At 74.6% G+C, this 22,269-nt stretch carries 23 protein-coding genes; 8 read left to right on the forward strand and 15 right to left on the reverse strand.

Annotated features, from left to right (window positions below):
• Positions 1 to 41: 41 nt before the first annotated feature.
• The 4 genes from ACZ6ZR_RS01540 to ACZ6ZR_RS01555 form a co-directional block, all read right to left on the reverse strand.
• Positions 42 to 473: a hypothetical protein gene (locus ACZ6ZR_RS01540; RefSeq protein ID WP_465638204.1), complete on the reverse strand. Its 432-nt coding sequence runs from the start codon at positions 471 to 473 to the stop codon at positions 42 to 44.
• A gap of 245 nt (positions 474 to 718) precedes the next feature.
• Complete coding sequence (locus tag ACZ6ZR_RS01545; RefSeq protein WP_465638206.1) at positions 719 to 1,054, reverse strand: DUF6204 family protein; 336 nt, start codon at positions 1,052 to 1,054, stop codon at positions 719 to 721.
• The gene (locus tag ACZ6ZR_RS01550; RefSeq protein ID WP_465638208.1) at positions 1,051 to 1,749 is read right to left on the reverse strand and encodes a TetR/AcrR family transcriptional regulator; all 699 of its coding nucleotides are present in this window, start codon (positions 1,747 to 1,749) and stop codon (positions 1,051 to 1,053) included. The genes ACZ6ZR_RS01545 and ACZ6ZR_RS01550 overlap by 4 nt, the downstream gene beginning before the upstream one ends.
• Before the next feature lie 69 nt (positions 1,750 to 1,818).
• Complete coding sequence (locus ACZ6ZR_RS01555) at positions 1,819 to 3,036, reverse strand: serine hydrolase domain-containing protein (RefSeq protein ID WP_465638210.1); 1,218 nt, start codon at positions 3,034 to 3,036, stop codon at positions 1,819 to 1,821.
• A 163-nt stretch (positions 3,037 to 3,199) separates the two neighbouring features.
• Here ACZ6ZR_RS01555 and ACZ6ZR_RS01560 point away from each other — a divergent pair, with 163 nt between their 5' ends.
• From ACZ6ZR_RS01560 to fxsA, 4 genes are all read left to right on the forward strand, one after another.
• Positions 3,200 to 3,640: an Lrp/AsnC family transcriptional regulator gene (locus ACZ6ZR_RS01560; RefSeq protein WP_345280974.1), complete on the forward strand. Its 441-nt coding sequence runs from the start codon at positions 3,200 to 3,202 to the stop codon at positions 3,638 to 3,640.
• A gap of 30 nt (positions 3,641 to 3,670) precedes the next feature.
• On the forward strand, positions 3,671 to 5,278 hold the full coding sequence (locus ACZ6ZR_RS01565; RefSeq protein ID WP_465638212.1) for an amidohydrolase: 1,608 nt from the start codon (positions 3,671 to 3,673) through the stop codon (positions 5,276 to 5,278).
• 114 nt (positions 5,279 to 5,392) lie between these two features.
• Positions 5,393 to 7,024 (forward strand): apolipoprotein N-acyltransferase, encoded by a 1,632-nt coding sequence (gene lnt, locus ACZ6ZR_RS01570; RefSeq protein ID WP_465638214.1) that lies wholly within the window; start codon positions 5,393 to 5,395, stop codon positions 7,022 to 7,024.
• 86 nt (positions 7,025 to 7,110) lie between these two features.
• The gene (gene fxsA / locus ACZ6ZR_RS01575) at positions 7,111 to 7,674 is read left to right on the forward strand and encodes an FxsA family membrane protein (RefSeq protein ID WP_465638216.1); all 564 of its coding nucleotides are present in this window, start codon (positions 7,111 to 7,113) and stop codon (positions 7,672 to 7,674) included.
• An 82-nt stretch (positions 7,675 to 7,756) separates the two neighbouring features.
• Here the strand turns inward: fxsA and ACZ6ZR_RS01580 are convergent, their stop codons facing one another.
• From ACZ6ZR_RS01580 to ACZ6ZR_RS01590, 3 genes are all read right to left on the reverse strand, one after another.
• A complete protein-coding gene (locus ACZ6ZR_RS01580) occupies positions 7,757 to 8,131 on the reverse strand; it encodes an RNA polymerase-binding protein RbpA (protein ID WP_345286024.1) in 375 nt (124 codons plus the stop codon).
• 241 nt (positions 8,132 to 8,372) lie between these two features.
• The gene (locus ACZ6ZR_RS01585) at positions 8,373 to 9,971 is read right to left on the reverse strand and encodes a hypothetical protein (protein ID WP_465638218.1); all 1,599 of its coding nucleotides are present in this window, start codon (positions 9,969 to 9,971) and stop codon (positions 8,373 to 8,375) included.
• A 98-nt stretch (positions 9,972 to 10,069) separates the two neighbouring features.
• Positions 10,070 to 10,264: a hypothetical protein gene (locus ACZ6ZR_RS01590; RefSeq protein WP_345286020.1), complete on the reverse strand. Its 195-nt coding sequence runs from the start codon at positions 10,262 to 10,264 to the stop codon at positions 10,070 to 10,072.
• 247 nt (positions 10,265 to 10,511) lie between these two features.
• On the opposite strand from ACZ6ZR_RS01590, the gene ACZ6ZR_RS01595 reads away from it, so the two are divergent.
• Both ACZ6ZR_RS01595 and ACZ6ZR_RS01600 read left to right on the forward strand, forming a co-directional pair.
• A complete protein-coding gene (locus ACZ6ZR_RS01595; RefSeq protein ID WP_465638221.1) occupies positions 10,512 to 10,922 on the forward strand; it encodes an ankyrin repeat domain-containing protein in 411 nt (136 codons plus the stop codon).
• Positions 10,923 to 10,958: 36 nt separating this feature from the next.
• Positions 10,959 to 11,444 carry a GNAT family N-acetyltransferase gene (locus tag ACZ6ZR_RS01600; protein WP_465638223.1) on the forward strand — a complete coding sequence of 162 codons (486 nt, stop codon included), beginning with the start codon at positions 10,959 to 10,961 and terminating at the stop codon, positions 11,442 to 11,444.
• A gap of 37 nt (positions 11,445 to 11,481) precedes the next feature.
• Here ACZ6ZR_RS01600 and ACZ6ZR_RS01605 read toward each other — a convergent pair whose 3' ends face one another.
• The 3 genes from ACZ6ZR_RS01605 to ACZ6ZR_RS01615 form a co-directional block, all read right to left on the reverse strand.
• The gene (locus ACZ6ZR_RS01605) at positions 11,482 to 13,086 is read right to left on the reverse strand and encodes a serine/threonine-protein kinase (protein WP_465638225.1); all 1,605 of its coding nucleotides are present in this window, start codon (positions 13,084 to 13,086) and stop codon (positions 11,482 to 11,484) included.
• The gene (locus ACZ6ZR_RS01610) at positions 13,083 to 13,571 is read right to left on the reverse strand and encodes a hypothetical protein (protein WP_465638227.1); all 489 of its coding nucleotides are present in this window, start codon (positions 13,569 to 13,571) and stop codon (positions 13,083 to 13,085) included. Before ACZ6ZR_RS01610 ends, ACZ6ZR_RS01605 begins: the two co-directional genes overlap by 4 nt.
• A gap of 79 nt (positions 13,572 to 13,650) precedes the next feature.
• Positions 13,651 to 15,753 carry an N-6 DNA methylase gene (locus ACZ6ZR_RS01615; protein ID WP_465638229.1) on the reverse strand — a complete coding sequence of 701 codons (2,103 nt, stop codon included), beginning with the start codon at positions 15,751 to 15,753 and terminating at the stop codon, positions 13,651 to 13,653.
• Positions 15,754 to 15,903: 150 nt separating this feature from the next.
• Here ACZ6ZR_RS01615 and ACZ6ZR_RS01620 point away from each other — a divergent pair, with 150 nt between their 5' ends.
• Positions 15,904 to 16,644, forward strand: coding sequence for a hypothetical protein (locus ACZ6ZR_RS01620; protein WP_465638231.1), 741 nt, complete (start codon positions 15,904 to 15,906; stop codon positions 16,642 to 16,644).
• Between the two features lie 98 nt (positions 16,645 to 16,742).
• Here ACZ6ZR_RS01620 and ACZ6ZR_RS01625 read toward each other — a convergent pair whose 3' ends face one another.
• Together ACZ6ZR_RS01625 and ACZ6ZR_RS01630 are read right to left on the reverse strand one after the other, a co-directional pair.
• Positions 16,743 to 18,122: a S41 family peptidase gene (locus tag ACZ6ZR_RS01625; protein WP_465638232.1), complete on the reverse strand. Its 1,380-nt coding sequence runs from the start codon at positions 18,120 to 18,122 to the stop codon at positions 16,743 to 16,745.
• 124 nt (positions 18,123 to 18,246) lie between these two features.
• Entirely contained in the window at positions 18,247 to 18,894 is a 648-nt protein-coding gene (locus ACZ6ZR_RS01630; RefSeq protein ID WP_465638234.1) for a hypothetical protein, read from the reverse strand.
• 72 nt (positions 18,895 to 18,966) lie between these two features.
• On the opposite strand from ACZ6ZR_RS01630, the gene ACZ6ZR_RS01635 reads away from it, so the two are divergent.
• Positions 18,967 to 19,965 carry a Gfo/Idh/MocA family protein gene (locus tag ACZ6ZR_RS01635; protein WP_465638236.1) on the forward strand — a complete coding sequence of 333 codons (999 nt, stop codon included), beginning with the start codon at positions 18,967 to 18,969 and terminating at the stop codon, positions 19,963 to 19,965.
• Between the two features lie 39 nt (positions 19,966 to 20,004).
• Here the strand turns inward: ACZ6ZR_RS01635 and ACZ6ZR_RS01640 are convergent, their stop codons facing one another.
• From ACZ6ZR_RS01640 to ACZ6ZR_RS01650, 3 genes are all read right to left on the reverse strand, one after another.
• Positions 20,005 to 20,577 (reverse strand): vitamin K epoxide reductase family protein, encoded by a 573-nt coding sequence (locus ACZ6ZR_RS01640; protein WP_465638238.1) that lies wholly within the window; start codon positions 20,575 to 20,577, stop codon positions 20,005 to 20,007.
• Positions 20,574 to 21,404 (reverse strand): DsbA family protein, encoded by an 831-nt coding sequence (locus ACZ6ZR_RS01645; RefSeq protein ID WP_465638240.1) that lies wholly within the window; start codon positions 21,402 to 21,404, stop codon positions 20,574 to 20,576. The genes ACZ6ZR_RS01640 and ACZ6ZR_RS01645 overlap by 4 nt, the downstream gene beginning before the upstream one ends.
• A gap of 121 nt (positions 21,405 to 21,525) precedes the next feature.
• Complete coding sequence (locus ACZ6ZR_RS01650; protein WP_465638242.1) at positions 21,526 to 22,170, reverse strand: hypothetical protein; 645 nt, start codon at positions 22,168 to 22,170, stop codon at positions 21,526 to 21,528.
• Positions 22,171 to 22,269 lie beyond the last annotated feature (99 nt).

The following is a 22,269-nucleotide window of genomic DNA, read 5'->3' on the forward strand; positions in this document are numbered from 1 at the left end:
CGGGGGCCGGCGCCCGACGGCGTGTCAGGGGTGGCCGGTCGTCAGTGCCGGACCAGGCCGCGCGAGCGCTGCTGGGGCACCCGGCCACGCCGCTCCAGCGGGCCCGAGCCCGGGACGCCGGCGTGCGAGAACGGGTGGGTGCGCCAGTCGAAGTCGGCCGGCAGGCTGATCAGCTCCAGGCTGTTCGGCTCGGCGTGCTCGGCCGAGTCGCACTCCGGCAGCTCGGCGGTGGGAGCGCCGGTGCCGGGGCAGAGCTGGGCCGAGAAGGGGTGCCAGGCGGTGGGCAGGACGGCGTGCTGCGGCAGCCGGTCCTCGTCACCGAGCAGGGCGATCGGGCGGTCGCACTCGGGGCAGTGCACCCGGAAGATGTCCCAGGTCTCCATCTCGCCCGGGTCGACACCCGGGAAGTCCTCGAAGTCGAGGCGTTCGTGATCCTCCGCAGCGGTGCGGGAAGACTGTTCGACAACAGGCATGTGATCCCCCTCGGATCTGGCCCGGCCTTCGTCGGCCCCGGCCAAAGGCAGCACTTCCCGCTGACGGGGCCTCATAACCCTGCGGGTGCCCGCAGTGTGATGCACACCGTGTGCTCTCGGCCACATTCACGCGGCATGTGCCACCTGCGCGCCCCCGCCGCCTCCGCGTGAGCCCGGCAACTGCCCGGCAACCGCCCGGCAGCCACCGGGCGAACGCCCGTCAACCGCTCGTCAACCGCCCGGAGTCACCCCCGGCGGGGCCTGCGGATCTTCATGTCGTCCATGCTGGTGACCTGGCTGCGCAGCCCGCCGTGGCCGACCCCGCGGGCCGCCAGCGCCGCCGCGGCCCGCTCCTCGGCGGCCGGGCCCGCCGCCTCGTCCGCCAGGTCGCCCGGCTGGCGGACCACGCAGCGGAAGCTGAAGGCGCGCAGCTCCTCGTCGTAGACCAGGGTCCCCTCGTCGGTGAAGGCGGCGAACAGGTGGCTGTGCTCGGCGGCCCGGGCCAGCAGGGTGGTGCGGCGCTCCTCGTCGAGGCCGGCGAAGACGCCGCGGACGATCACGCGGTAGGTGCGCTCGGTCATGGGGTGGTGGTCCCTTCCGGGGTGGTGGATCCCTGCTCCAGCAGGGCGGCGAGTCCGTCGAGGAGGCGTTCGAGGCCGAACGCGAAGCGCTCGTCCATGGCCGGGCCGGTGAGGGCGCCGGCCAGCGCGGTCAGATGCGGGAAGGCCTCCGGCGGCAGCGCGGCCAGCTGCGCCCCGGCCGCGTCGGCGGCCTCCCGGCGGCTGGCGCCCATCGCCTCCGAGGCGGAGAGCGGCCCCTGCTCCTGAAGCACGAAGCCCTGCACGTAGGCGCCCAGCAGGTAGTTGACCATCGCCGCGTCCTGGTCGCGGAAGCCCGCCGCGCGCAGCCGCCCGAGCTGATCGTCCATCAGCCGCAGCAGCGCAGGCCCCGGCGCGAGCCGGCCCGCGACCACCTTGGCGGCGTCCCGGCGGTCGAGCAGGTGACGGCGGTACCCCAGGCAGTACTCCCGCAGCTGCTCGCGCCAACTCCCTTGCGGCAGCGGCGCTTCGGCGTCGGCCATCAGCGCGTCGGAGAGCAGGTCGAGCAGCTCCTCCTTGTTCCGCACGTGCCAGTAGAGCGACGGGGCCCGCACTCCGAGCTCGGCCGCCACCTTGCGCATCGACAGCCCGTTCACGCCCTCGCGCTCCAGCACCAGCAGGGCGGCCGCGGCGATCGCCGGGCGGCTGAGCGGTGGCGGGGCTTCGGGGGTGGTCATGGCGGGCCTCTCTAACGGTGTTAGGGAGAGCGTATCCCCGACGCCGTCGGAGAGGCCACCGGGTTTCCGTCAGCCCCGGCCGAAGTCCGGGATCGGGTGGCCGGGGGCGAGGGCGGCGGCGATGCGCTGGGTGATGGTCTGGGCGGTGTGGCCGTCCGGGGTGTGCGGGCCCTTGGTGGTGGTGACGGCGATGGAGAGCCGCTCGCAGGGGAGGTAGGCCTGGGAGGCGGTGAAGCCGTAGAACAGCGGGTGCTGGGAGATCCACTCACCGAGGACGACCACGCCCATGCCGTAGTGGGTGGCCTCGGTCTGCGGGAGGCAGATGTTCTCCGGGCAGCGCTTGGTGGCGTGGCCGAGGCCGACCGTGCCGGGGTTCAGCAGCTCGCGGCGGGAGGCCTCGGAGAGCAGCTCGCCGCCGCCGACGCCGCCGGCCGAGCGCTCCAGGTCGCAGATGTCGGTGGTCTGCACCGCACCGGGGGCGGTGGTCCAGGACGGGTTCCAGAAGGTGGACTCCTCGTAGGTGCCGCGCTCGGCCGTGAAGGCGTGCAGCACCGGGGCGGGGATGTCCGGGGTCGAGCTGTTCCTGGTCTCGGCCAGGCCCAGCCGGTCCAGCACCCGCTCCTGGAGCAGCTGCTCCAGCGGCAGGTGCGTGATCCGCTCCAGGGCCGCCCCGAGCAGCACGAAGTTGGCGTGCGAGTAGCTCCAGTTGGTGCCCGGGTGGTACCAGGGCGTCTGCTTCAGCGAGACGGCCACCAGCTCGTCCGCCGTCCACTGGCGGAACGGGTCCGCGTACAGGCCCTCGCCGAAGCCGGGGGAGGTCACGTAGTCGACCAGGCCGGAGGTGGAGGAGCCGAGCATCCGCAGGGTGATCCGTTCGCCGCCGGGCAGGTCCGGCAGCCAGGTGGAGACCGGGTCGTCCAGGCCCACCACGCCCTCGTCCACCAGCTGGAGCAGCGCGGTCCCCAGGTAGCTGATCGCGATGTTGCCGTTGCGGAAGTGCATGGCCGGCTCGGCCGGCACCCCGGTCATGGACTCGCCCAGGGCGGTGGTGATGATCTCCCGGCCGTCCCAACCGACCTTCAGGATGACCGAGTTGAGCCCCATCTCGGCCTTGGCCTGCTCGGCGATCCGCAGCACCTCCCGGGCCGGGCCGTCCTCGGGCACCTGCGAGCTGACGCAGGGTCGCCGGTGGACCTCGCCGGCCATCGCCGGGCTCGGGACGGCCAGGGCGAGCAGCGCGGAGACGGCCGCGAGACGCAGCAGGGTGGCGGGGCGGGAGGCTCTCATCCGGTCAGTCTTCGGTCCGGGTACCCCCGATCCGGGCGTGGCGCGGGAGACCCGCCGGAGGTGTCACCCGTCGGGCCCCGCTGACCCTTCGTCAGCCCGCCGTGGCGGCAACCCGGCGCCCGGTGTCGGCGGAACGTCACCGGGGGCGCTAGGTTTGCGCCTTGTGGAGGATCTCGACCAACGCATCGTCCGGCTGCTGCTCGAAGACGGCCGGATGAGCTACACGGACCTGGGCAAGGCCACCGGCCTGTCCACCTCGGCGGTGCACCAGCGGGTGCGGCGCCTGGAGCAGCGCGGCGTCATCCGCGGCTACACCGCCATCATCGACCCGGACGCGGTCGACCTGGCGCTGACCGCGTTCATCTCGGTCAAGCCCTTCGACCCGAGCAGCCCCGACGACACCCCCGAGCGCCTCGCCGGGCTGCCGGAGATCGAGGCCTGCCACAGCGTCGCGGGCGACGAGAACTACATCCTCAAGGTCCGGGTCTCCGCGCCCGGCGACCTGGAGGACCTGCTCGCCCGCATCCGCAGCGCGGCCGGGGTCTCCACCCGCACCACCGTGGTGCTCTCCACCCCCTACGAGGCCCGACCCCCGAAGCTCTGACGGGAACCGTCCGGGTGCAGACTGGTGCCCATGAGCGCACCCACCACCCACCGCACCGTGCTGCTGCGCGGCGGTTCCGTCTACAGCCCCGCCGACCCGTTCGCCACCGCGATGCTGGTCGAGGGGGAACACATCGCCTGGGTCGGCAGTGACGGCGCCGCCGAGGCGTACGCGGCGACCGCCGACGAGGTGGTGGAGCTCGACGGCGCGCTGGTCACCCCCGCGTTCGTGGACGCCCACGTGCACGCCACCTCGGCCGGCCTGGCGCTGACCGGTCTCGACCTGACCGGCTGCCCCTCGCTGGCCGAGGCGCTGGAGCGGATCGCCGCCTTCGCCGCCGCCCACCAGGGCGTGCTGATCGGCCACGGCTGGGACGAGACCAAGTGGCCCGAGGGCCGCGCCCCGAGCCTGGCCGAACTGGACGCGGCCGCCGGCGGAACCGCCCTCTACCTCTCCCGCACCGACGTGCACTCCGCCCTGGCCTCCACCGCCCTGCGGGAGCTGACGGAGGGTCTGACGGGCCTGCCCGGGTACCACCCCGAGGGCCCGGTCGGCCGTGACGCCCACCACGCCGTCCGGCGGACCGCGCTCGCCGCGCTGACGGAGGCTCAGCGGCGCGCAGCCCAGCTCGCCACCCTGCGCCGCGCCGCCGAGCTCGGCATCGGCGCGCTGCACGAGTGCGCCGGGCCGGAGATCTCCTCCGAGCGGGACCTCACCGCGCTGCTCGCCCTCGCCGCCGAGGGCCACGGCCCCGAGGTCTTCGGCTACTGGGGCGAGCTCGCCCCGGCCGGGGTCGAGACCGCGGTGCGGGTCGGCGCGCTCGGGGCCGGCGGTGACCTCTTCGCGGACGGCGCGATCGGCTCGCGCACCGCCTGCCTGCACGCGCCGTACGAGGACGCCGAGCACACCGGCACCGCCTACCTGACGGCCGCTCAGATCGCCGGCCACGTCGCGGCCTGCACCGAGGCGGGCCTCCAGGCCGGGTTCCACGCCATCGGGGACGCCGCGATCGCCGCCGTGCTGGAGGGGGTCAGGACCGCGGCCGCACGGGTCGGCCTGGAGGCCGTCCGGGCCCGGCGGCACCGGGTCGAGCACGCGGAGGCCCTGGACGAGAAGTCCGTCGCGGCCTTCGCCGAGCTGGGCCTGACCGCCTCGGTGCAGCCCGCCTTCGACGCCTTCTGGGGCGGGGAGGACGGCATGTACGTCCAGCGCCTCGGGGCGGAGCGGGCCGCCGCCCTCAACCCCTTCGCGGCGCTGCTGCGGGCCGGAGTGCCGCTGGCCTTCTCCTCCGACGCCCCCGTCACCCCGCTCGACCCCTGGGGCACCGTCCGGGCCGCCGCGTTCCACCGGACGCCGGAGCACCGGATCTCCGTCCGCGCCGCCTTCACCGCCCACACCCGGGGCGGCTGGCGCGCCATCGGCCGCGACCAGGACGGCGTCCTCGTCCCCGGCGCCGTCGCCAGCTACGCGATCTGGGCCGCCGGCGACCTGGTCGTCCAGGCCCCGGACTCCCGCGTCGCCGGCTGGTCCACCGACCCTCGCTCCGGCACCCCGGGCCTCCCCGACCTCACCCCGGGCACCCCGCTCCCGACCTGCCTGCGCACGGTCGTCCGGGGCCGCACGGTCCATACGGCCTGAGGCTTGGGGCCCTGCGGGGCGGCGGTGGTCGAAGGGGCCACTCGGTTTCGGCGGGGTGGTGGTGGCCCTGGCTCCCGGGACGGTCGGTCTCCGGGGTACCGTCATCCGACCGGAATGGAAGCGCGTGCACAGCAGAGAGGTGGTGCGCAGGTGGCACTGCCCGTCGAACAGGAACGCCCCGTGGCGGAACCCCAGCCCGAGCCCCCCGTGCAGCGGCGGCTGATCAGGCTGCCGGACCTGCGCAGGACCGGCCTGGCCGTGGTCGCCGGGCTGCTGCTCGCGCTGGCCTTCCCGCCGTACGGCTGGTGGCCGCTGTCGCTGGTCGGGGTGGCCGCGCTCTCGCTGCTCACCCGCGGGCGGACGGCACGTCAGGGAGCGTGGACGGGCTTCGCGTTCGGCCTGCCGTTCTTCCTGCTGCTGCTCGGCTGGCTGCGGGTGATCGGCTGGGACGCCACCGTCGGACTCTCCGTCACCGAGGCGCTCTTCGTGGCCGCCCTCGGCTCCGGCCTGGCCGCCACCTCCCGCCTGCGCGGCTGGCCGCTCTGGGCGGCCTGCCTCTGGGTGGCGCAGGAGTGGGCCCGGGACCGGATTCCGCTGGGCGGCTTCCCCTGGGGCCGACTGGCCTTCGCCAACACCGCCACGCCGTTCACGCCGCTCGCGGCGCTCGGCGGGGCCCCGCTGGTGACCTTCGCCGTCGCGCTCAGCGGAGCCCTGCTGGCCTGGGCCGCGCTGCGGCTGCGCCGCCGGGCCCGCGTGGCGGCCGCCACCGGCGTCGCCGGTGCCGTGGCCGCGCTGCTCGCCGGGTACCTGGTGCCCGTCCCGACCGGTGCCGCCGACACGCTCAAGGTCGCGGTGATCCAGGGCGACGTGCCGAGCCCCGGCATGCACTTCCTGGGCCGCCCGATGACGGTGCTGAACAACCACGCCCGGGCCACCGAGAAGCTCGCCGCCGAGATCGCCGCCGGCCGGGCGGAGAAGCCCGACGTGGTGATCTGGCCGGAGAACTCCTCCGACCTCGACCCGTTCTCCGAGCCCCTCGCCTACGCCCGGATCGACGCCGCCGTGAAGGCGATCGGCGTGCCGGTGCTGGTCGGCACCCTGGTGGACGGCCCGGACGCCCAGCACGTGCAGAACCAGGGCATCGTCTGGGACCCGAAGACCGGCCCCGGCGCCTCGTACACCAAGCAGCACCCGGTGCCGTTCGGTGAGTACGTGCCGTTCCGGGCCCAGCTGTCCAAGGTGATCACCCGGCTGCAGATGGTCGCCCGCGACTTCTACCCGGGGACGAAGAACGGCGTGATGGACCTCGGCCCGGCCCGGATCGGCGACGTGATCTGCTTCGAGGTCGCCTACGACGGCATCGTCCGCGACACCGTCAACGAGGGCGGGCGGGTGCTGGTCGTGCAGACCAACAACGCCACCTACTCGGAGACCGGCCAGCCCCAGCAGCAGCTGGCGATGTCCCGCCTGCGGGCCGTCGAGCACGGCCGCGCGGTGCTGATCGCCGCCACCAACGGGATCAGCGCGGTCATCGCCCCCGACGGCAAGGTGGTCCGGGAGAGCAAGCTGATGACCGCCGCCGAGCTGAGCGCCGTGGTGCCGCTGCGCGACGGGAAGACGGTGGCGGACCGGGTCGGCGCGGTGCCCGAGTGGGTGCTGGCGCTGACCGGCCTCGGCGCCTGCGCCGTGGTCGCGCTGGGGGCGCTGCGCCGTCGCAGGGGTTCCGGAACACCGGCCGGTTCCTGACCGTTGTCCCAGGTGGTGCCCGGGGTGCGGGCCGGAGAAGCCGGCCCGGTCCTGAGCCGGGCACCACGACGGAGTGGATCGAACCCGTGAGCCAGCACGTACCCCCGGCCCCCTCGGCCCCGCCGCGCAGCCGCCTGCGCCGGGTGCTTCCGCTGCTGATCGCCGCCTGGCTGGTGCTGGAGATCTGGCTGCTGACCGTGGTCGCCTCGGCGACCAGCTGGTTCGCCGTGATCCTGCTGCTGGCCGGCGGTGCCTTCCTCGGCGGCTGGCTGATCAAGCGGGCCGGGACGAAGGCGATCTCGGCCGCGATCGAGCAGAGCAAGTCCCCGCAGTCCGCCCAGCCGCAGACCGGCACCACCATGACCGTGCTGGCCGGCACCCTGCTGATCCTGCCGGGTTTCCTCTCCGACGTGCTCGGTCTCTCGCTGCTCTTCCCGCCCACCAGGGCCCTGTGGCGGGCCCTGGGCCGCCGACTGGCCGGCAAGGCACTCCGCTCCACCTCCCCGCTCGGCGCGGACCGCCTGGCGGACGCCGTGCGCCTCCAGGAGCAGCTGCGCATCCACCGCCCCGACGGCAAGGTGATCCAGGGCGAGGTGGTCGACCCGCCGACCGGCCCGGACACCGACTACCGCCCCCCGATCGCGGGCTGAGGAACGACCCCGAGAACCACCGAGGGGCCCGGGCTTCCGGATCGGAAGCTCGGGCCCCTTCGGTGGTGCGGGGTACTACTGGTCAGGCGCTCTTGCGGGTGTCCCGCGGGTGGACCGCGAGGTTCATCCCTCCGGAGCGAAGGACGGCCAGGCGCTCTGCCAGGACCTCCTCCAACTCCTCGCGCGTCCGACGCTCCATCAGCATGTCCCAATGGGTACGCGTCGGCTTGGTCTTCTTCTCCTCCGGCTCATCACCGTCCAGCAGCATGGCCTCCTGGCCACAGAACCGGCATTCCCAAGCCGAGGGGATCTCCGCCTCGACGGAGAAGGGAACCTCGAATCGGTGTCCGTTCTGACATGCGTACTCGACGGTCTGGCGGGGAGCCAGGTCGATTCCACGGTCGGTCTCGTAGCTGGTCGCCCCGAGTCGCGTGCCGCGGAGAGCTCGCTCGCTCATGAAATCGTGCCTCCCGGGCCTCTGGCCCACAGGACTAGTGGTCTGTCATCGTCGTTCGGTCAACGCTCGGCCACCGACGAAGATTCCCGTTCCGGGGCGTGCGTCGCCTGTCGTGCCGCCCCTGTTTGTACCCATCGTCGCCCGATTTGTCACATCTGAACGTATTTATCACCCAGTGTGCCGTCATCGTCGCGCAGAGTTGTCCAGATGGTCGCGGCCCGACAGCTTACCGGTTACGGGTTCACCACACGGGACGGGGGCGGACGGTCGGCGGTTCCTTCGGCATGTCGGGCACCTGAGCGGCCGGCTCGGGGGCGGCCGGGGCCTTGCGCAGCGGGTCGGCGGCGGCCTCGGTGCGGGTGTCGCGGTGGGGGAGCAGGGCGATCACCGCCTCGCGCTGCGCGGCGGGGGCCTCCTCGTCCAGCGGGTCCACCGTGACCGGCACCTGGAGCCGGACGGGGGTGGCGGTGCCGAGGCGGGCGTAGCCGCGGCCGGGGTCGGTGCGGCCGGCCGCCGGGGTGATGTCCAGGGCGGCTGCGAGGGCGGCGGAGGCGGTGTCGGCGGTGGTCTGGCCGAGCACCACCCGGGCCCGGGTGGTGGCCCGGGCGGTCGGGGAGATCCGCTCGTACGCCGTCAGGTCCTCGGCGATCACGACGGTGACCCGGGCCGCCCGGCCGTGGCGCAGCGGCAGCTCCAGCAGCTCCTGCGGGTCGGGGCGGCCCTCGGCGTGGGCCAGCTCGGTGAGCTCGGTGGGGTGGTCGAGCAGTAGCCAGAGCGGGCGGGTGACGTCCTCGGGGACGGTCACGCCGTGGTGGCGGGCGGCGTTCAGGGCGGTGAGGCGGCGCTCGGTCTCGTTGGCGGCCCACTCCAGGGCGGCCAGGGTGCCGCGCAGGCTGGTCTCCACGGTGTGCACGCCGGGGCGGTTGACCAGGCAGGCGTGTTCGCCGGTGCCCGCGCCGTCGATGACCATCAGGTCGCCGTGGCGCAGCGCCTGGAGGGCGATCGAGCGCAGCAGGGTGGAGGTGCCGGAGCCGGCCGTGCCGAGGGCCAGCAGGTGGGGCTCGCCGGCGCGCGGGCCGGTGCGCCAGATCACCGGGGGCTGCTGGGCGGTGGCGCCGCCCTGGGTGACCGGGATGGTGCGCTGGCTGTCGTGGCCGTCGGTGAAGCCGAGCACGATCTCGCCGGGGGCGGTCACGAAGGGCTGGGCCCAGATGTCGGTGGCCAGCGGGGCCAGGGCGCTGACCCGCAGCCGGTTGGACTCCTCGTCCCAGTCGAAGCGGTACTCGCGGCCGCGGCCGGCCTTGCCCTGGATCACCTGCTCGATCCGGGCCCGGGCCGAGGGCTCGGTGTCGGTGAACCAGGCCGGGTAGGCGAGGTCCAGGCTGCGCAGCCGGCCCTCGGCGTCGAACTCCCAGCCGGCGAACGCCTCCTTGTGGCTGCCCTCGGGGAAGTAGAGCGGGCTGGGCTCGTCCGGCCCGGCCAGGTACGGGGTGAGCGCGGCGTACAGGGCGGCCAGCTTGAGGTCGCCGGTGTCCGGCGCGGGGGCGGCGGGGGCGGCCTTGGGGGAGCGCCCGTACCAGGCGGCGCTGGCCATCAGGGCGATCAGTGCGAACAGCGGGCCGCGCGGGATCAGGAAGACGCCGAGCACGGCGGCGGCGGTCAGCAGGAGGGTCGGGCCGCGCTTCTCCTTGGGGGTGGCGGCCCAGCGGCCCTTGGCCCAGTCGGAGTGGTGGCGCAGGCCCCGGCCGAGGACGGTGAGCGGGGCGAACATGTCGGCGGCGTGGTCGCCGGCGGTGCGGGCCAGGTCGCGGCCGCGGCTGAGGTGGCGGGTGACGGACATTCGACGGGACTCCGGGGACGGCGGGAAGGGGACGGGGACATTGCGTCCGGCCCGGGGCGGTTGGGGTCCGCACCCGGGCCGTTCGGAGAACCGGACCGTCAGAACTTGATGCCGCCCAGGAGGCTGGCCAGGCTGGCCCCGCCCGCCTGGATGCTCGGGGCGATGGAGGAGCCGGCGATGTAGAAACCGAGGAGTGCGCAGACGATCGCGTGCGAGACCTTGAGTCCGTCTCGGCGGAAGAACAGGAAGGCGATGGTGCCGAACAGGACGATGCCGGAGATGGAGAGAATCACGCGACTGCTCCTCGATCTGGGGACAACGGGACACAGAGAAAAATTGCGTAACCGAAAGTGCCCTTATCGTGACAAAAAGTAATAGATGATGGAACGTGGCAAACGGGTGGTTCTCCCCGGAGGCCCCGCGTCGGGCGTACACGAGCGGCGAAATTCGCCCGAACGGCTGTCCCTACCGTCCGTGCGCGTGTCGTCCGCTACGGTGCGTACGGCACCACCGACCCACGATCCGAGAGAGGCCCCGTCAATGTCAGACTCCGCCGACGCTCCCAAGACCCCGGACGCCGAGGTCATCGCACTCGCCGGCAAGCTCTTCGACGCCGCCCGCCAGGGCGACACCGCCCTGCTGGGTGCCTACCTGGACGCCGGGGCCCCGGCCGACCTGTCGAACGACCGCGGTGACTCCCTGGTGATGCTGGCCGCCTACCACGGCCACGCCGACACCGTCCGGGTCCTGATCGGCCACGGCGCCGACCCGGACCGGGTCAACGACCGGGGCCAGACCCCGCTGGCGGGCGCCGTGTTCAAGGGCGAGGCCGCGGTGATCGACGCCCTGCTGGAGGGGAACGCCGACCCCAGGGCGGGCACCCCGACCGCGGTCGAGACGGCCCGGATGTTCGGCAAGGACGACCTGGTGGCCCGCTTCGAAGCCCGCTGACCGGGCCCCGCGGGTGAGGCCGTAGGCTTGGCGGCCATGGAGATCCGCACCACCGGTTACGCGCACCCCGACGCCGCCAAGCTCTCGGCCGAGGTCCAGCAGGAGTACGTCCAGCGGTACGGCGAGGGCGACCTGACGGTCATCCACCCCGAGCACTTCGACCCGCCCGCCGGGCTCTTCGTGGTCGGCTACCTGGACGGCGCACCGGTCGCCTGCGGCGGGTTCCGGGTCAAGCGGGCCGGGGCGGACGACGTCCGGGACGGCGACGGCGAGCTGAAGCGGATGTACGTCTCGGCCACCGCCCGGGGCCGGGGGCTGTCCCGGCTGGTGCTGCGCCACCTGGAGACCGAGGCCCTGGCGGCCGGTCTGACCAGGCTGATCCTGGAGACCGGCACCGAGCAGCCGGAGGCGATCGGCCTGTACGAGTCCGAGGGCTACCGGCCGATCACCAAGTTCGGCTACTACCGCGACCACCCGGACAGCCTCTGCTACGGCAAGGAGCTCGTCCCGGCCGTCGCCTGACGGACCGTCGGCCCGGAGGCCGGCGGGTGACCGGCCGTCAGGCCGGGGGCCGGGCCCGGCCGGGGTCGAGCCACTCCAGGGTGCGCCGGGCCTCGGCGGCGATCGGGTGGTACGGGCCGTAGTAGTGCTCGGCGCCGTGCAGGAGCTGGGCCAGGATCGTCCGGGCCTCGGCCGGGGCGCCGCTCCGCAGCAGCAGTTGCGCGGCCCGGTGGCGGGTCTCCAGGGCCGGCACCGGATCGCTGGCGGCCAGCCGGTCCAGCTGGGGCAGCAGGGCGAAGTACTCGGAGAGCGCGGTCGCCAGGTCGCCGAGCTGTTCCAGGCAGTGGGCCGCGTCCAGCCGCAGGCGCAGGGTCTGCGGGTCGTCCGGACCGGCGGCGGTGAACCGCTCGATCAGCAGCCGCAGTTGGGGGAGGGCGCCGGCGAAGTCGCCGGCCTCCAGCAGGGTCGCGGCGTACTGCTTGCGCAGCATCAGGACGACGGGGGAGTGCGGGCCGTGGGCCTTCACGGCGCCGGGCAGCGCGTCGCCGAGCACCCGGACGGCGTCGGTGACCCGGCCGAGGTCGAGCAGCCGGCGGGCCTCGTCGACGGCGGCGCCGAGACCGCCCTTCGCGGGCTCCGGAGGTCGGGGAGCGGGGGAGGCCGCCGGGCTCGGCGCGGGGACGGGTGCGGCCGCAGGGGCCCGGAGCGCGGCCGCCGGACGTTCCGGCCGGGCGGGCCCGCCGGACCAGGGGGCGTACGGCTGCCGGAACGGCCGGGTCGGGTCCATCGGGGCTCCGCCCCCCGCGCCGTCCGGCGGTCCGTCACCCGGCCGCGGCAGCAGGGGTTCCAGCGCGCGGTGGACCGCGGCCGCGTCGGCCGGGCGGTCGCGCGGGTCCTTGGCGAGCAGTTGCAGCACCAGCGCCTCCAACGGCTCCGGCACCTCGGGGCGGATCCCGCGCAGCGGGGGCGGCGGCTCGTGCAGGTGCTGGTGCAGCAGGCCGAGTGCGGACGGGCTGCCGAACGGCAGGCTCCCGCCCAGCAGTTCGTGGAGGATCACGCCGAGCGAGTAGAGGTCGGTGCGCGGGCCGACCGGATCGCCCATGGCCTGTTCGGGCGCGGTGTACGCCGGGCTGCCGAGGTGGGTGCCGGTCAGGGTGAGCCGGGAGGCCTTGTCGTCCAGGACGGCGGCGAGGCCGAGGTCGAGCACGACCACGGTGCCGTCCGGACGGATCATCACGTTGCGCGGCTTGAGGTCGCGGTGCACGGCCGGCAGCGCGTGCACGGCGGTCAGCACCGGGCAGAGCTGGGCCGCCACGGCGACCGCCCACCGCCAGGGGTAGGGGTCCTGCTCGGCCAGGTGGTCGGCGAGGTCCGCACCTCGGACGTACTGCATCACCAGGCAGAGGTCGTCCCCGTCGTTGGCGACGTCGTGCACGGTGACCAGGCCGGGGTGGTCGACCCGGGCGGTGACGCGGCACTCGCGGGCGAAGCGGCGGCGCAGGTCCGCGCCGTGCTCGGAGCCGCTGAGACGGTCCGGCCGGAGCAGTTTGACGGCCACCTGCCGGTCGAGGGTGTGGTCGTGCGCGGTCCACACCTGGCCCATGCCGCCCTGGCCGATCAGGGTGGTCAGTTCGTAGCGGCCGGCGATCACGCGGGCCCTCACGACAGGTCCTGCTGCTTGAGGTAGGCGCTCAACTCGTCGAGCCCGGAGCGGACCTGGTCGACCCGCGGCGGGAGCGGTGCGGCCGGCGGGTAGTGCGGTACGGGCACCGGGTGCCCGTACCAGCCGGGCGGCGTGGAGGGAGGGGCGGTCTGACGAGGGACCAGGCGGACCGCGGCGACGTAGGCCGACACCAGGGCCGCCTGGCCCAGCAGGATCAGCACCGCGACCCCGGTCCGGGTCTCGTGCTCCTCGCCGATCGTCACCACGGCGATGGCGATCACGGCCAGCGAGGCACCGAACAGCAGCCAGTCGCGCAGGCGGCGGTGCACCAGGGCGGGCAGCAGCATCGGTACCCAGGCGAGGAAGCCCAGGCTGCCGACCGCGACCACTGCCGAGACGATCCGCAGGAACACGAACCACGCCTGCAGCGTACTGCTGCTCGGCACCGGGGCCGGCGTCGGCGGGATCGGGGCCTGGCCGTACATGGCTGGACTCCTCGGCGCTGTGGGGGCTGGCGATCTGCCGGGGGCAGCTTACCGATCGGGGCGCGGCCCGTCTGCCGGTCTAACGCGGGGTCAGGCTCCCGTCGGTGAGGCCGTCGTAGAAGCCCTGGACCAGTTGCTCGCCCAGCCCGGCCGCGGCCCGGGACGCCGCCTCGAACGCGGCCACCGCGCGGAACCGCTCGCCGTAGTGCCGCTGGTCGGCCGGCGGCAGCCGGGGCACCTGGAGGCGGCGCACGTCGAGCCGGGCGGCGGACGAGGTGAAGCTGCTGGCCTGGCGGTTGTTGGCGGTGCCGCGCAGGAACCCGGCCAGGAACCACGGGTCCAGGAGGGCGGGATCGGGCCGCAGCAGGTGCACGTTGCGGCCGAGAGCGGCTCCGGCGGTGGCCGCGTCGACGACCCGGGTGACCGCGCCCCGGCCCAGCACGGGCACCAGCACGTCCCCGGTCCGGAGCAGCACGGGCTCCTCGGCCGTGCCTTCGGGCAGGATCCCGGAGGGCGCGCCTCCGGTCAGGACGTCGTGCTCGGTCAGCACGGCCGGTCCGCCGCCGGGCCCGGCCCCGGGGCCGCCGGAGTGCACCACGAGGGCGCCGGCGCGGGCCAGTTCGCCGACGCTGGTCATCGCCCAGTGGGTCGGCGGGCCGGTCGGCCCGGCCGTCGGAGCCAGCTCGCCGGCGTGCCGCAGGGCCTCGGTGAGCCGCTGGTGGATGCCGTCCAGGGCCGCGCGGCCGGGCTCGACCGCCCGGGCCGGGAGGTGGCGGGCCGGGGTCACGTCCACGTCGTCGTCCAGCAGGTCGACCAGCGGGACGGAGCGGACGGCGCCCGGCCGCTCCGTCACCGCGCCGTCCCGGCGGGCCTCCTGCCAGGCCGTCAGCACCGTGTCGCGCAGCTCCGGCCAGGACAGCCGGTCCTGGCCGTCGGGCCGGTCCGGACGGTCGGGGCGGCCGGCGACGTCGACCACCAGCAACTGCTGGGGCAGCGGTGCGCCGGCGGCCGGGCGGCGCAGCACCCACAGGTGCAGCGGGATGCCGAACGGCGGTGCCGCCCCGGCGGGCAGCGCGACCACCGCCCGGAGCGCACCGCGGCGCAGCAGGTCGGCCCGGATGCGGCGGCCCGAGCGGCGGGAGGCCGCCGCCGGGGGCATCAGCAGGACGGCGGTGCCGTGGTCGTGGAGGTGGCCGAGGGCGTGCTGCGCCCAGGCCAGTTCGGACTCGGTCCTGGGGGGCAGCCCGTACTCCCAGCGGGGGTCGTAGGCGAGCTCCTCGTGGCCCCAGGCGCGTTCGTTGAACGGCGGGTGGCAGAGCACGGCGTCCGCACGCAGGCCCGGAAGGGCGTCGGCGCGCAGGCTGTCGCCGATCCGGATCCGCACCGCCGCCTCGGTGTGCAGGGCGAGCCGCAGCGCGGTGAGCGCGGCCAGGTCGGGATCGCTCTCCTGGCCGTTCACGGTGCTCCCGGGGCCCGCTGCCAGCAGCAGGCCGCCGAACCCGCAGGCGGGGTCCAGCACTTCACCCCCGGCGGTGCCGGCCGCCGCGCCGTTCGCCGTGCCGCTCACGGTGTCGCCCACGGTGGAGTCCTCGGGGCGGGCGAGGGCGGCCATCAGCTCGGCCAGCGGCGCCGGGGTCAGGGTGTACTGGCGCGGGCCGGCCTCCAGGTGGCGGCCCATCAGGAACTCGAACGCCTGCCGGGCCCCGAGCTCCTCGGCGAGCTCCGCGCACCCGCGCACCAGGGGCAGACGGTCCGTCAGGCCAGGGCCGCTCGGGACGGGGACGGGGTGGTCCTCGCCGAGGCGGGTGCGGAGGGCGTCGGCGAGCACGGCGGGGAGCTCACGCGCCAGGCGGGCGTCGTCGGCGCCGAGCAGCTGCCAGCGGGCGGGGTGGCCGCGCAGCAGCAGGACGGCACCGGCCAACCGCAGGGCGGTCGCCGCCCCGGCCGGGTCCCGTTCGACCTGCTGCCAGAGGCGCTCCCGCAGCGGGACCTGGTCCACCTTGCCCTGCTCGCGCAGCCAGCGCTCGACCTCGGCCAGGTCGAAGACCGGGCTGGTGTCGGTGCCGCCGACGGGCCTGGGGAAGTCGCCGTGCCGGCGCCGCCAGTTGCTGACGGCGGCGCGGCCGACGCCGGCGAACCGGGCGATCCCGGCGGCGGTCACTTCGGTCCTGTTCTCCGGCACTGAACGGGCCCTTCCGGTGGCGGTGCGCTGACGGGGACAGATCCTACAACCCTCCTCACGGCGTGAAGCGGTGTTGACGCGGTTCACACGCCATGCTCTGATTGGCGCGCCACTCACCGGATTCCGCCACTCGAAAGGTGCACACCCCCGATGTCGCACTCCTTCCGCCGTGCCGCCCTGCTCGCCTGCGGCGCCGGCGCGCTCCTCGGCCTCGCCGCCTGTTCCCCGGCGGCCACCGCCCCGGCCGACCCCGCGGCGGAGGCGGCCAGTGCGACCGCGTCGCCGATCCCCGGCAAGGAGGCGGGGACCCTGGGCCTGCCCAACGGCAGTCAGCTCAACGCGTTGCTGCTGACGGCCGACACGATCCCGAAGTCGCTGCGGCTGAACCCGTCCGGTGTGCGGACCACCGGGGACGGCTTCAATCCGCCGGCCTCCGCCACGGCCGTCCCGGCCGAGGAGACGTGCAAGATCTTCGGCGGCACCGCGTGGAGCCGCGCGGCCGGCTACAGCGCCGCCTCCTTCGCCCAGAACGACTACATGGACGACGCGCAGGACATGTTCGCCCAGGAGTTGGAGACCTACCGGGGCACCGAGGCGCAGGGCGTGATGGCCAAGCTCCGCACGGCGCTGGCCGGTTGCCGCACCCACGTCGCGGAGCAGGACGGCGTGAAGTTCGACGTGACCCTCACCGTGACGGAACTGCCCGGGGTCGGGGACGAGGCGGTCCAGGTCGTCCGCACCTCGCCGGAGTGGACCGGCGGCTCCACCCTGGTGGCCGCCCGGGTCGGCAGCGTGGTGGTGACGACCCATTACAACGACCAGAAGAACACCGGGGCCGCCGGGGTCGAGCTGACCAAGGCCCTGGTGAAGAACGTCGTCGCCGCGCGCTGACCGCGCGACCGGCCGGCGGCCACCGGACGGCGGCGGGCCCGGCACCACGAGGGGTGTGCCGGGCCCGCCGCCTCGGGGTGGCTCAGGTGCGAGGCCCTTCAGGGCCGGCGCAGCAGTGTCACGGCGCGGTCGAAGGCGGAGTCCCGCCGCTGCGCGAACTCCTCGTCGGTGAAGACCGGTTCGGTCAGGTGCGGCGGGATGCCGGCGCCGTCGAAGGTCCGGCCCGTGCGGGTCAGGAACTCCTCGTTCGGGAGCCGGACCACCATGTTGTTGGGGAGGGCCCGCTCCAGGACGTCCGAGAAGACGCCCTGGGTGGGCTGCCCGATCCGGACGGTGCGGCCGGGCCGGTCCAGCAGGGCCTGGGTGAAGGTCTCCCCGGCGCTGATCGTCGAGCCTCCGGTCAGCACCGCGACCGGCCCGGTCCAGCGCGGGCCGTCCACCGGGGTGACCCGGACGGGCTCGGGGCGGGTGTGCCGGGCCGGGTCGGCCGGGTCGTTGCGGGCCCGCTTGGCGTAGGCGAGGTAGGGGGTGTCGGTGAGCCGGCCGGCGAGGTGCACGCCCAGTGCGTCGTAGCCGCCGCCGTTGATCCGCAGGTCGATCACCAGGCCCCGGAGGCCCTGGGCCCGGTCGCGGCTCCGGTCGAGGACGGTGTCCAAGGCCCGGTCCAGCTCGGCGAGTTCGGCGGCGTAGGTGCCCTCCTCGGTGTAGCCGCCGAAGGTGACGATCCGCAGGTACCGCAGCCCACCGGGAAGGTCCGCGGTGGTGATCCGCCCGTTCCCGAACTCCCGGACGGCCGAGGCGTCGGCGAGGTCGCGCGACAGCACGAAGGGCTTCACCTTGTCCTCGAGGGTCGGGGAGGGCATCTCCGTCCCGGGGCGGGTCCGGTAGAAGCGCTCGCTGCCGTACTGGACCGAGACGTGCGCGTCCCGGAGCGGCTCGACGATCTCGGAGAGGAGGGCGAAGAGCTCCGCGTCCGAGCCGGCCGCCTGCGCCCTGGGCCGGTAGCGGTCCCGTACCTGGTGCCAGTCGACGCCCTTGGCGGCGAAGAAGGGGTAGTTCTCCTCGAAGGTCTGCCAGAAGACGTCGAAGGCGGCGAGCCGGTCGGCGGTGGGCTTCTCGGTGCAGGCGGCGGGCAGGGCGGCGATGCGGAGCAGCCCGTGGCTGCCGACGTCCCCGGCCGCGCTGAGCGAGGCGTGGTCCCGGTCCCGGTCCCGGCCCGGACGGACCGTCAGGAGCGTGCCGTCCTCGGTGACGTAGTCGCCGGAGCCGGGGCCGGTGCGCCGCGCGGACTCGCCGGGCAGGCAGCTGACGGCGGTGGTCTGGTACTCCTGGTACACGCCGTCCCGGAGGGTCAGGACGGTGCCGTAGCCGTCCGTGCGCCAGACCCCGTCGGTGACCTGGCTCTGGTGGGCGGTGGCGGCGGGTGCGGCCTGGACCGCGAGGGCGAGTGCGATGGCGGCGACCGTGACGGTGCGCATGGGTGGAGCCTCCCCGAGTGGATCTTCTTGACTCCTCCACCCTGGCCGCCGGAGCCCTTCCCGGGCCATCCGGCCTCCCGGTCGGGCGGGGGTGGGGTTATCCCCCCGGGGCGCTGACCCCTCGTCAGGGCATCGGCGTGTCCGGGGCGAACAGCCGGGCCAGGGCGGCGGTGACCGGCCCGGCGTACCGCGCGGGGAGGTGCTCGGCGGCCCAGGTGGCGGCCAGGGCGAGGAAGTCGGCGAGGTCCCGCTCGACGCCGGCCAGCAGGCGCTCCAGTTCGGCGTGCGAGAGCTCGATCACCGCGCTCGCCGGGTCCTCGGCGTTGACGGTGAGGCGGACCGCGCGCCCGTTGCCGTCCGCATGCGGGCTCAACGGCTCGTGCCCGTACCAGAGTTCGCCGCCCCGGACGACCCCGTACCAGTCGCGCCACTCCTCCACGCTGTCGCAGCAGGCCGGGTCGAAGACCACCCCGGTGGAGGTGTCGGTGACTTGGAGGCCGCCGAACGCCACCAGGTCCTCAACTGTCAGCAGCCCGTGCAGGAAGCCGGCCAGCGGCTCGGCGGGCCGGGGTGGCCGGTCGTCGTCGGCCGGGTCGACGTTGGCCGGGTCGACGTCATTGGTCGCGACGATTCCCAGCATCGCCGTACCGACCTCGGCCGGCGTCAGGCCGCCGTGCAGGGGCTGGAAGGAGAAGTCGGGCACCACGGCCACCGGCCACTGGGCGAATTCCCCCGTGCCGTTGACTTCCACCACGGGCTTCATCACGATCATCCCGGCAGTGTTCCGTACCCGTACCCGGGCCGCACCCGATTTGCCGCCGGGGCCCGTGCAGGAGGAGAGTCCGTGCAGCCGATCACCGACCGCCCGATCCGCTGGGGCGTCCTGGCCACCGGCGGGATCGCCGCCGCCTTCACCGAGGACCTGGCGGCGGTGGAGGGCGCCGTGGTGCACGCGGTCGCCTCCCGCACCGAGGCCGCCGCGCGGGACTTCGCCGGGCGGTACGGCATCCCGCGGGCGTACGGGAGTTGGCGGGAGCTGGCCGCCGACCCCGAGGTGGACGTGGTGTACGTGGCCACCCCGCACTCGGCGCACCAGGAGGCCACCGCGCTGCTGCTGGAGGCGGGCAAGGCGGTGCTGTGCGAGAAGCCGTTCACGCTGAACTCCGGGCAGAGCGCCGAGCTGATCGCCACCGCCCGCAAGCGCGAGCTCTTCCTGATGGAGGCGATGTGGACCTACCTCAACCCCACCGTGCGCCGCCTCACCGAGCTGGTCGCCGACGGCGCGATCGGTGAAGTCCGGTCCGTCCAGGCCGAGTTCGCCTTCGCCGGCCCGACCGAACCGGAGCACCGGCTCTGGGACCCGGCGCTCGGCGGCGGCGCCCTGCTCGACCTTGGCGTCTACCCCGTCTCCTTCGCCCAACTCCTGCTCGGCGAGCCGGAGTCGGTGCAGGCCTGGGCCTCGCTCACCGACCGCGGGGTGGACTCCAACACCGCCGTGCTGCTCGGGCACGCGGGCGGTGCGAGCGCGCTGCTGCACTGCTCCCTGGTCGCCCAGAGCGGCCAGCGCGCCGCCGTCCACGGCACCGAGGGCTGGATCGAGCTGGGGCGGGACTTCTTCCACCCCACCGGCTTCACCCTGCACCGCGAGGGCCGGGACCCGGAGCCGTACCGCTCGGCGCCGGTCCCGGGGAACGGCTACGGGCCGGAGGCCGCCGAGGTGGTCCGCTGCCTGCGGGCCGGCCTCACCGAGTCGCCGTACGTGCCGCTGGACTCGACGCTCGCGGTGATGCGCACCCTGGACGCCGTCCGCGAACGGATCGGCGTGCGCTACCCGGGCGAGTGAGCTTCCGCCCGCCCGGGCAGCGGCTGCCCTGACGACGGATCAGGGCAGCAGGGTGCGCCAGTAGGACCAGAACCGCTCGAGGACGAGCAGGACCAGGACGGTGTACCAGAGCAGCGGCACCGTCCAGTGGTACCGCCCCACCACCCGGCGCAGCCAGGCCGAGTTGTGCAGCGAGAGGTACCAGGCGAGCGGTGTCACCACCGCCCAGACCACCAGGCAGTACGGGCAGAGCGCGCCGATCTCGTACAGCGCCTGGTCGGCCAGCCAGAGCACGAACCCCACCCCGGCCAGGCTGCCGAGCTGCAGGCCGGTCCAGTACCAGCGCCGGTAGCTCGCGCCGGCGAAGAGTCCCGCGCCAGTGGCCAGCACCACCGCGAAGGCGGCCAGGCCGAACAGCGAGTTGGGGACGCCGAAGGCGCTGGCCTGGTCGGTGCGCATGACCGAGCCGCAGCTGATGACCGGGTTGATGTTGCAGCTGGGGACGTAGGCCGGGTCCTTGAGCAGCCGCAGCTTGTCGACCGTCAGGACGCCCGAGGCGGCCAGGCCGAGGGCGCCGCAGGCGGTGAGCAGCCAGGCGAGGCGGCGGTCCGCTGTCGGCGCGGGGGCGGTCACGGTGTGCCCACGCTCTGGCGGACCAGCGCGGCGAAGGCGTCGCCGGTGATCATCTGGTTGTTCGGGAAGACGTTCAGCGGCTTGTCGTCCAGCAGGACGGTGGGGGTGCCGCGCACACCGCTGGCGTTGAAGGCCTTGGCCACCTTGGCGGCCCAGGGCAGGTAGGTGCCCTCCTGGACGGCCTTGACGAAGGCGTCGGTCTTCAGGCCGGGGACATTTCCGGCCAGGTCGAGGATGGTGTTGACGTTGCCGAAGCCGTCCTTGCTCTCGTTCGGCTGGTTGGCGTAGAGCATGTCGTGGAAGGCCTTGAACTTGTCCGGGCCCTCGTTGAGCGCGGCCCCGGCGGCGGCCAGCGCGGTCTTGGAGCCCCGGCCGCCGAGGTTGTCGTCGAGGAAGGCGGCGAGGTGGAACTCGATCTTGTAGGTGCCGTCGTCGGCCAGCTGCTGGATGGTCTTCCCGGCACTGGTCTCGAGCTTCTCGCAGATCGGGCAGCGGAAGTCCTCGTAAACCTTGAGGGTGTGCGGGGCGTCGGCCCTGCCGTAGGTGACCACGGTGGAGTCCGGGCCGGTGGCGTTGGCCGGGACGACCAGCGCGGTCGGGGCCGGGGCGGCGGCCGGCCCGGCGGTGGGCTCGGCGGCGGGCTCGGCGGTGGTGCGGGCCGAGGAGACCACCGTGACCGTGACGCCGGCCAGGGCGAGGACGGCGACCACGGCGCCGGCCGTGGCGAGGCGGCGGCGGGTGGCGGCCCGGCGGGCCTCCGCCTCGCGGGCCTCGACGAGGCGCTCGCGGGCGGCGCCGGTCTGCTTGTCGTTCCTCTTGTCGTTCATCGGGGTGCTCATGGCGGTCCGTCAACTCCTGGGGCGCGGGCAGGCCGGGAAACGGCCGTGCCGTCGGTGGGGTGAGCCGCCGGAGGGGTCGGACCAGCAAGGGTGCGGGTGACGCGCTCCGTCAGCGGGCGAGGGCGAACTCGCGCGCCGGGGGCCCGCGCCGGGGCGCCGGGGTGAGGACCACGCCTTCACGCCGGGGGAGCAGAACGTCCGCGTACGGCGGGGGCGTGAGCGCCCGCGCGGGGAGCGGCAGGGGAGCGAGCAGCAGCGCCCGCAGCGGCGGGGGCAGCAGCCCCGCCAGCATCCGCAGCGCCTCGGCCAGGCCGGTCAGCGCCGCCTCGCCCAGCCGCAGCCAGCAGGCGGCGGCCAGCGCCAGCGCCAGGTGCACCAGCAGCACCAGCGCCTGCGCGCCGACGGTCGCGGTCCCCGGGTTCTCGGTGAACAGCGGCCCGCTCAGCGAACCGCCGCCGCAGACCAGCAGGTCCACACTGCGGGCCGGCGCGGCACAGGCATCCTGCCCGAGGTTGAAGGCCGCGTTCAGCAGCAGCTCGACCGGCACCATCACGGCCACCAGGTGCAGCAGCTTGTGCTGCCGCGTCCCGCAGGCCGCCAACGCGACCAGGAACACCGCAAGGGTGGCCAGCAGCACCAGCGAGAGCGGCAGCGGCCGGCCGGTCACCAGGACCTGGCCGAGCGCGGACAGCGGAACGGCGAGCGCGGTGAACACCGCTGCCCGCACCGCCTTCACCGCCCGGTCGCCACTCATCGTGGGGAGTATGGCACGCCCCACCACGCCCGCACGAGCCCCCGTCCCGCCCGACGGCCGTGCGGCGGCGGCCACCTGACGGACTGTCGGCCCGCCTTC

This window comes from Kitasatospora sp. NPDC088742, assembly GCF_055584905.1.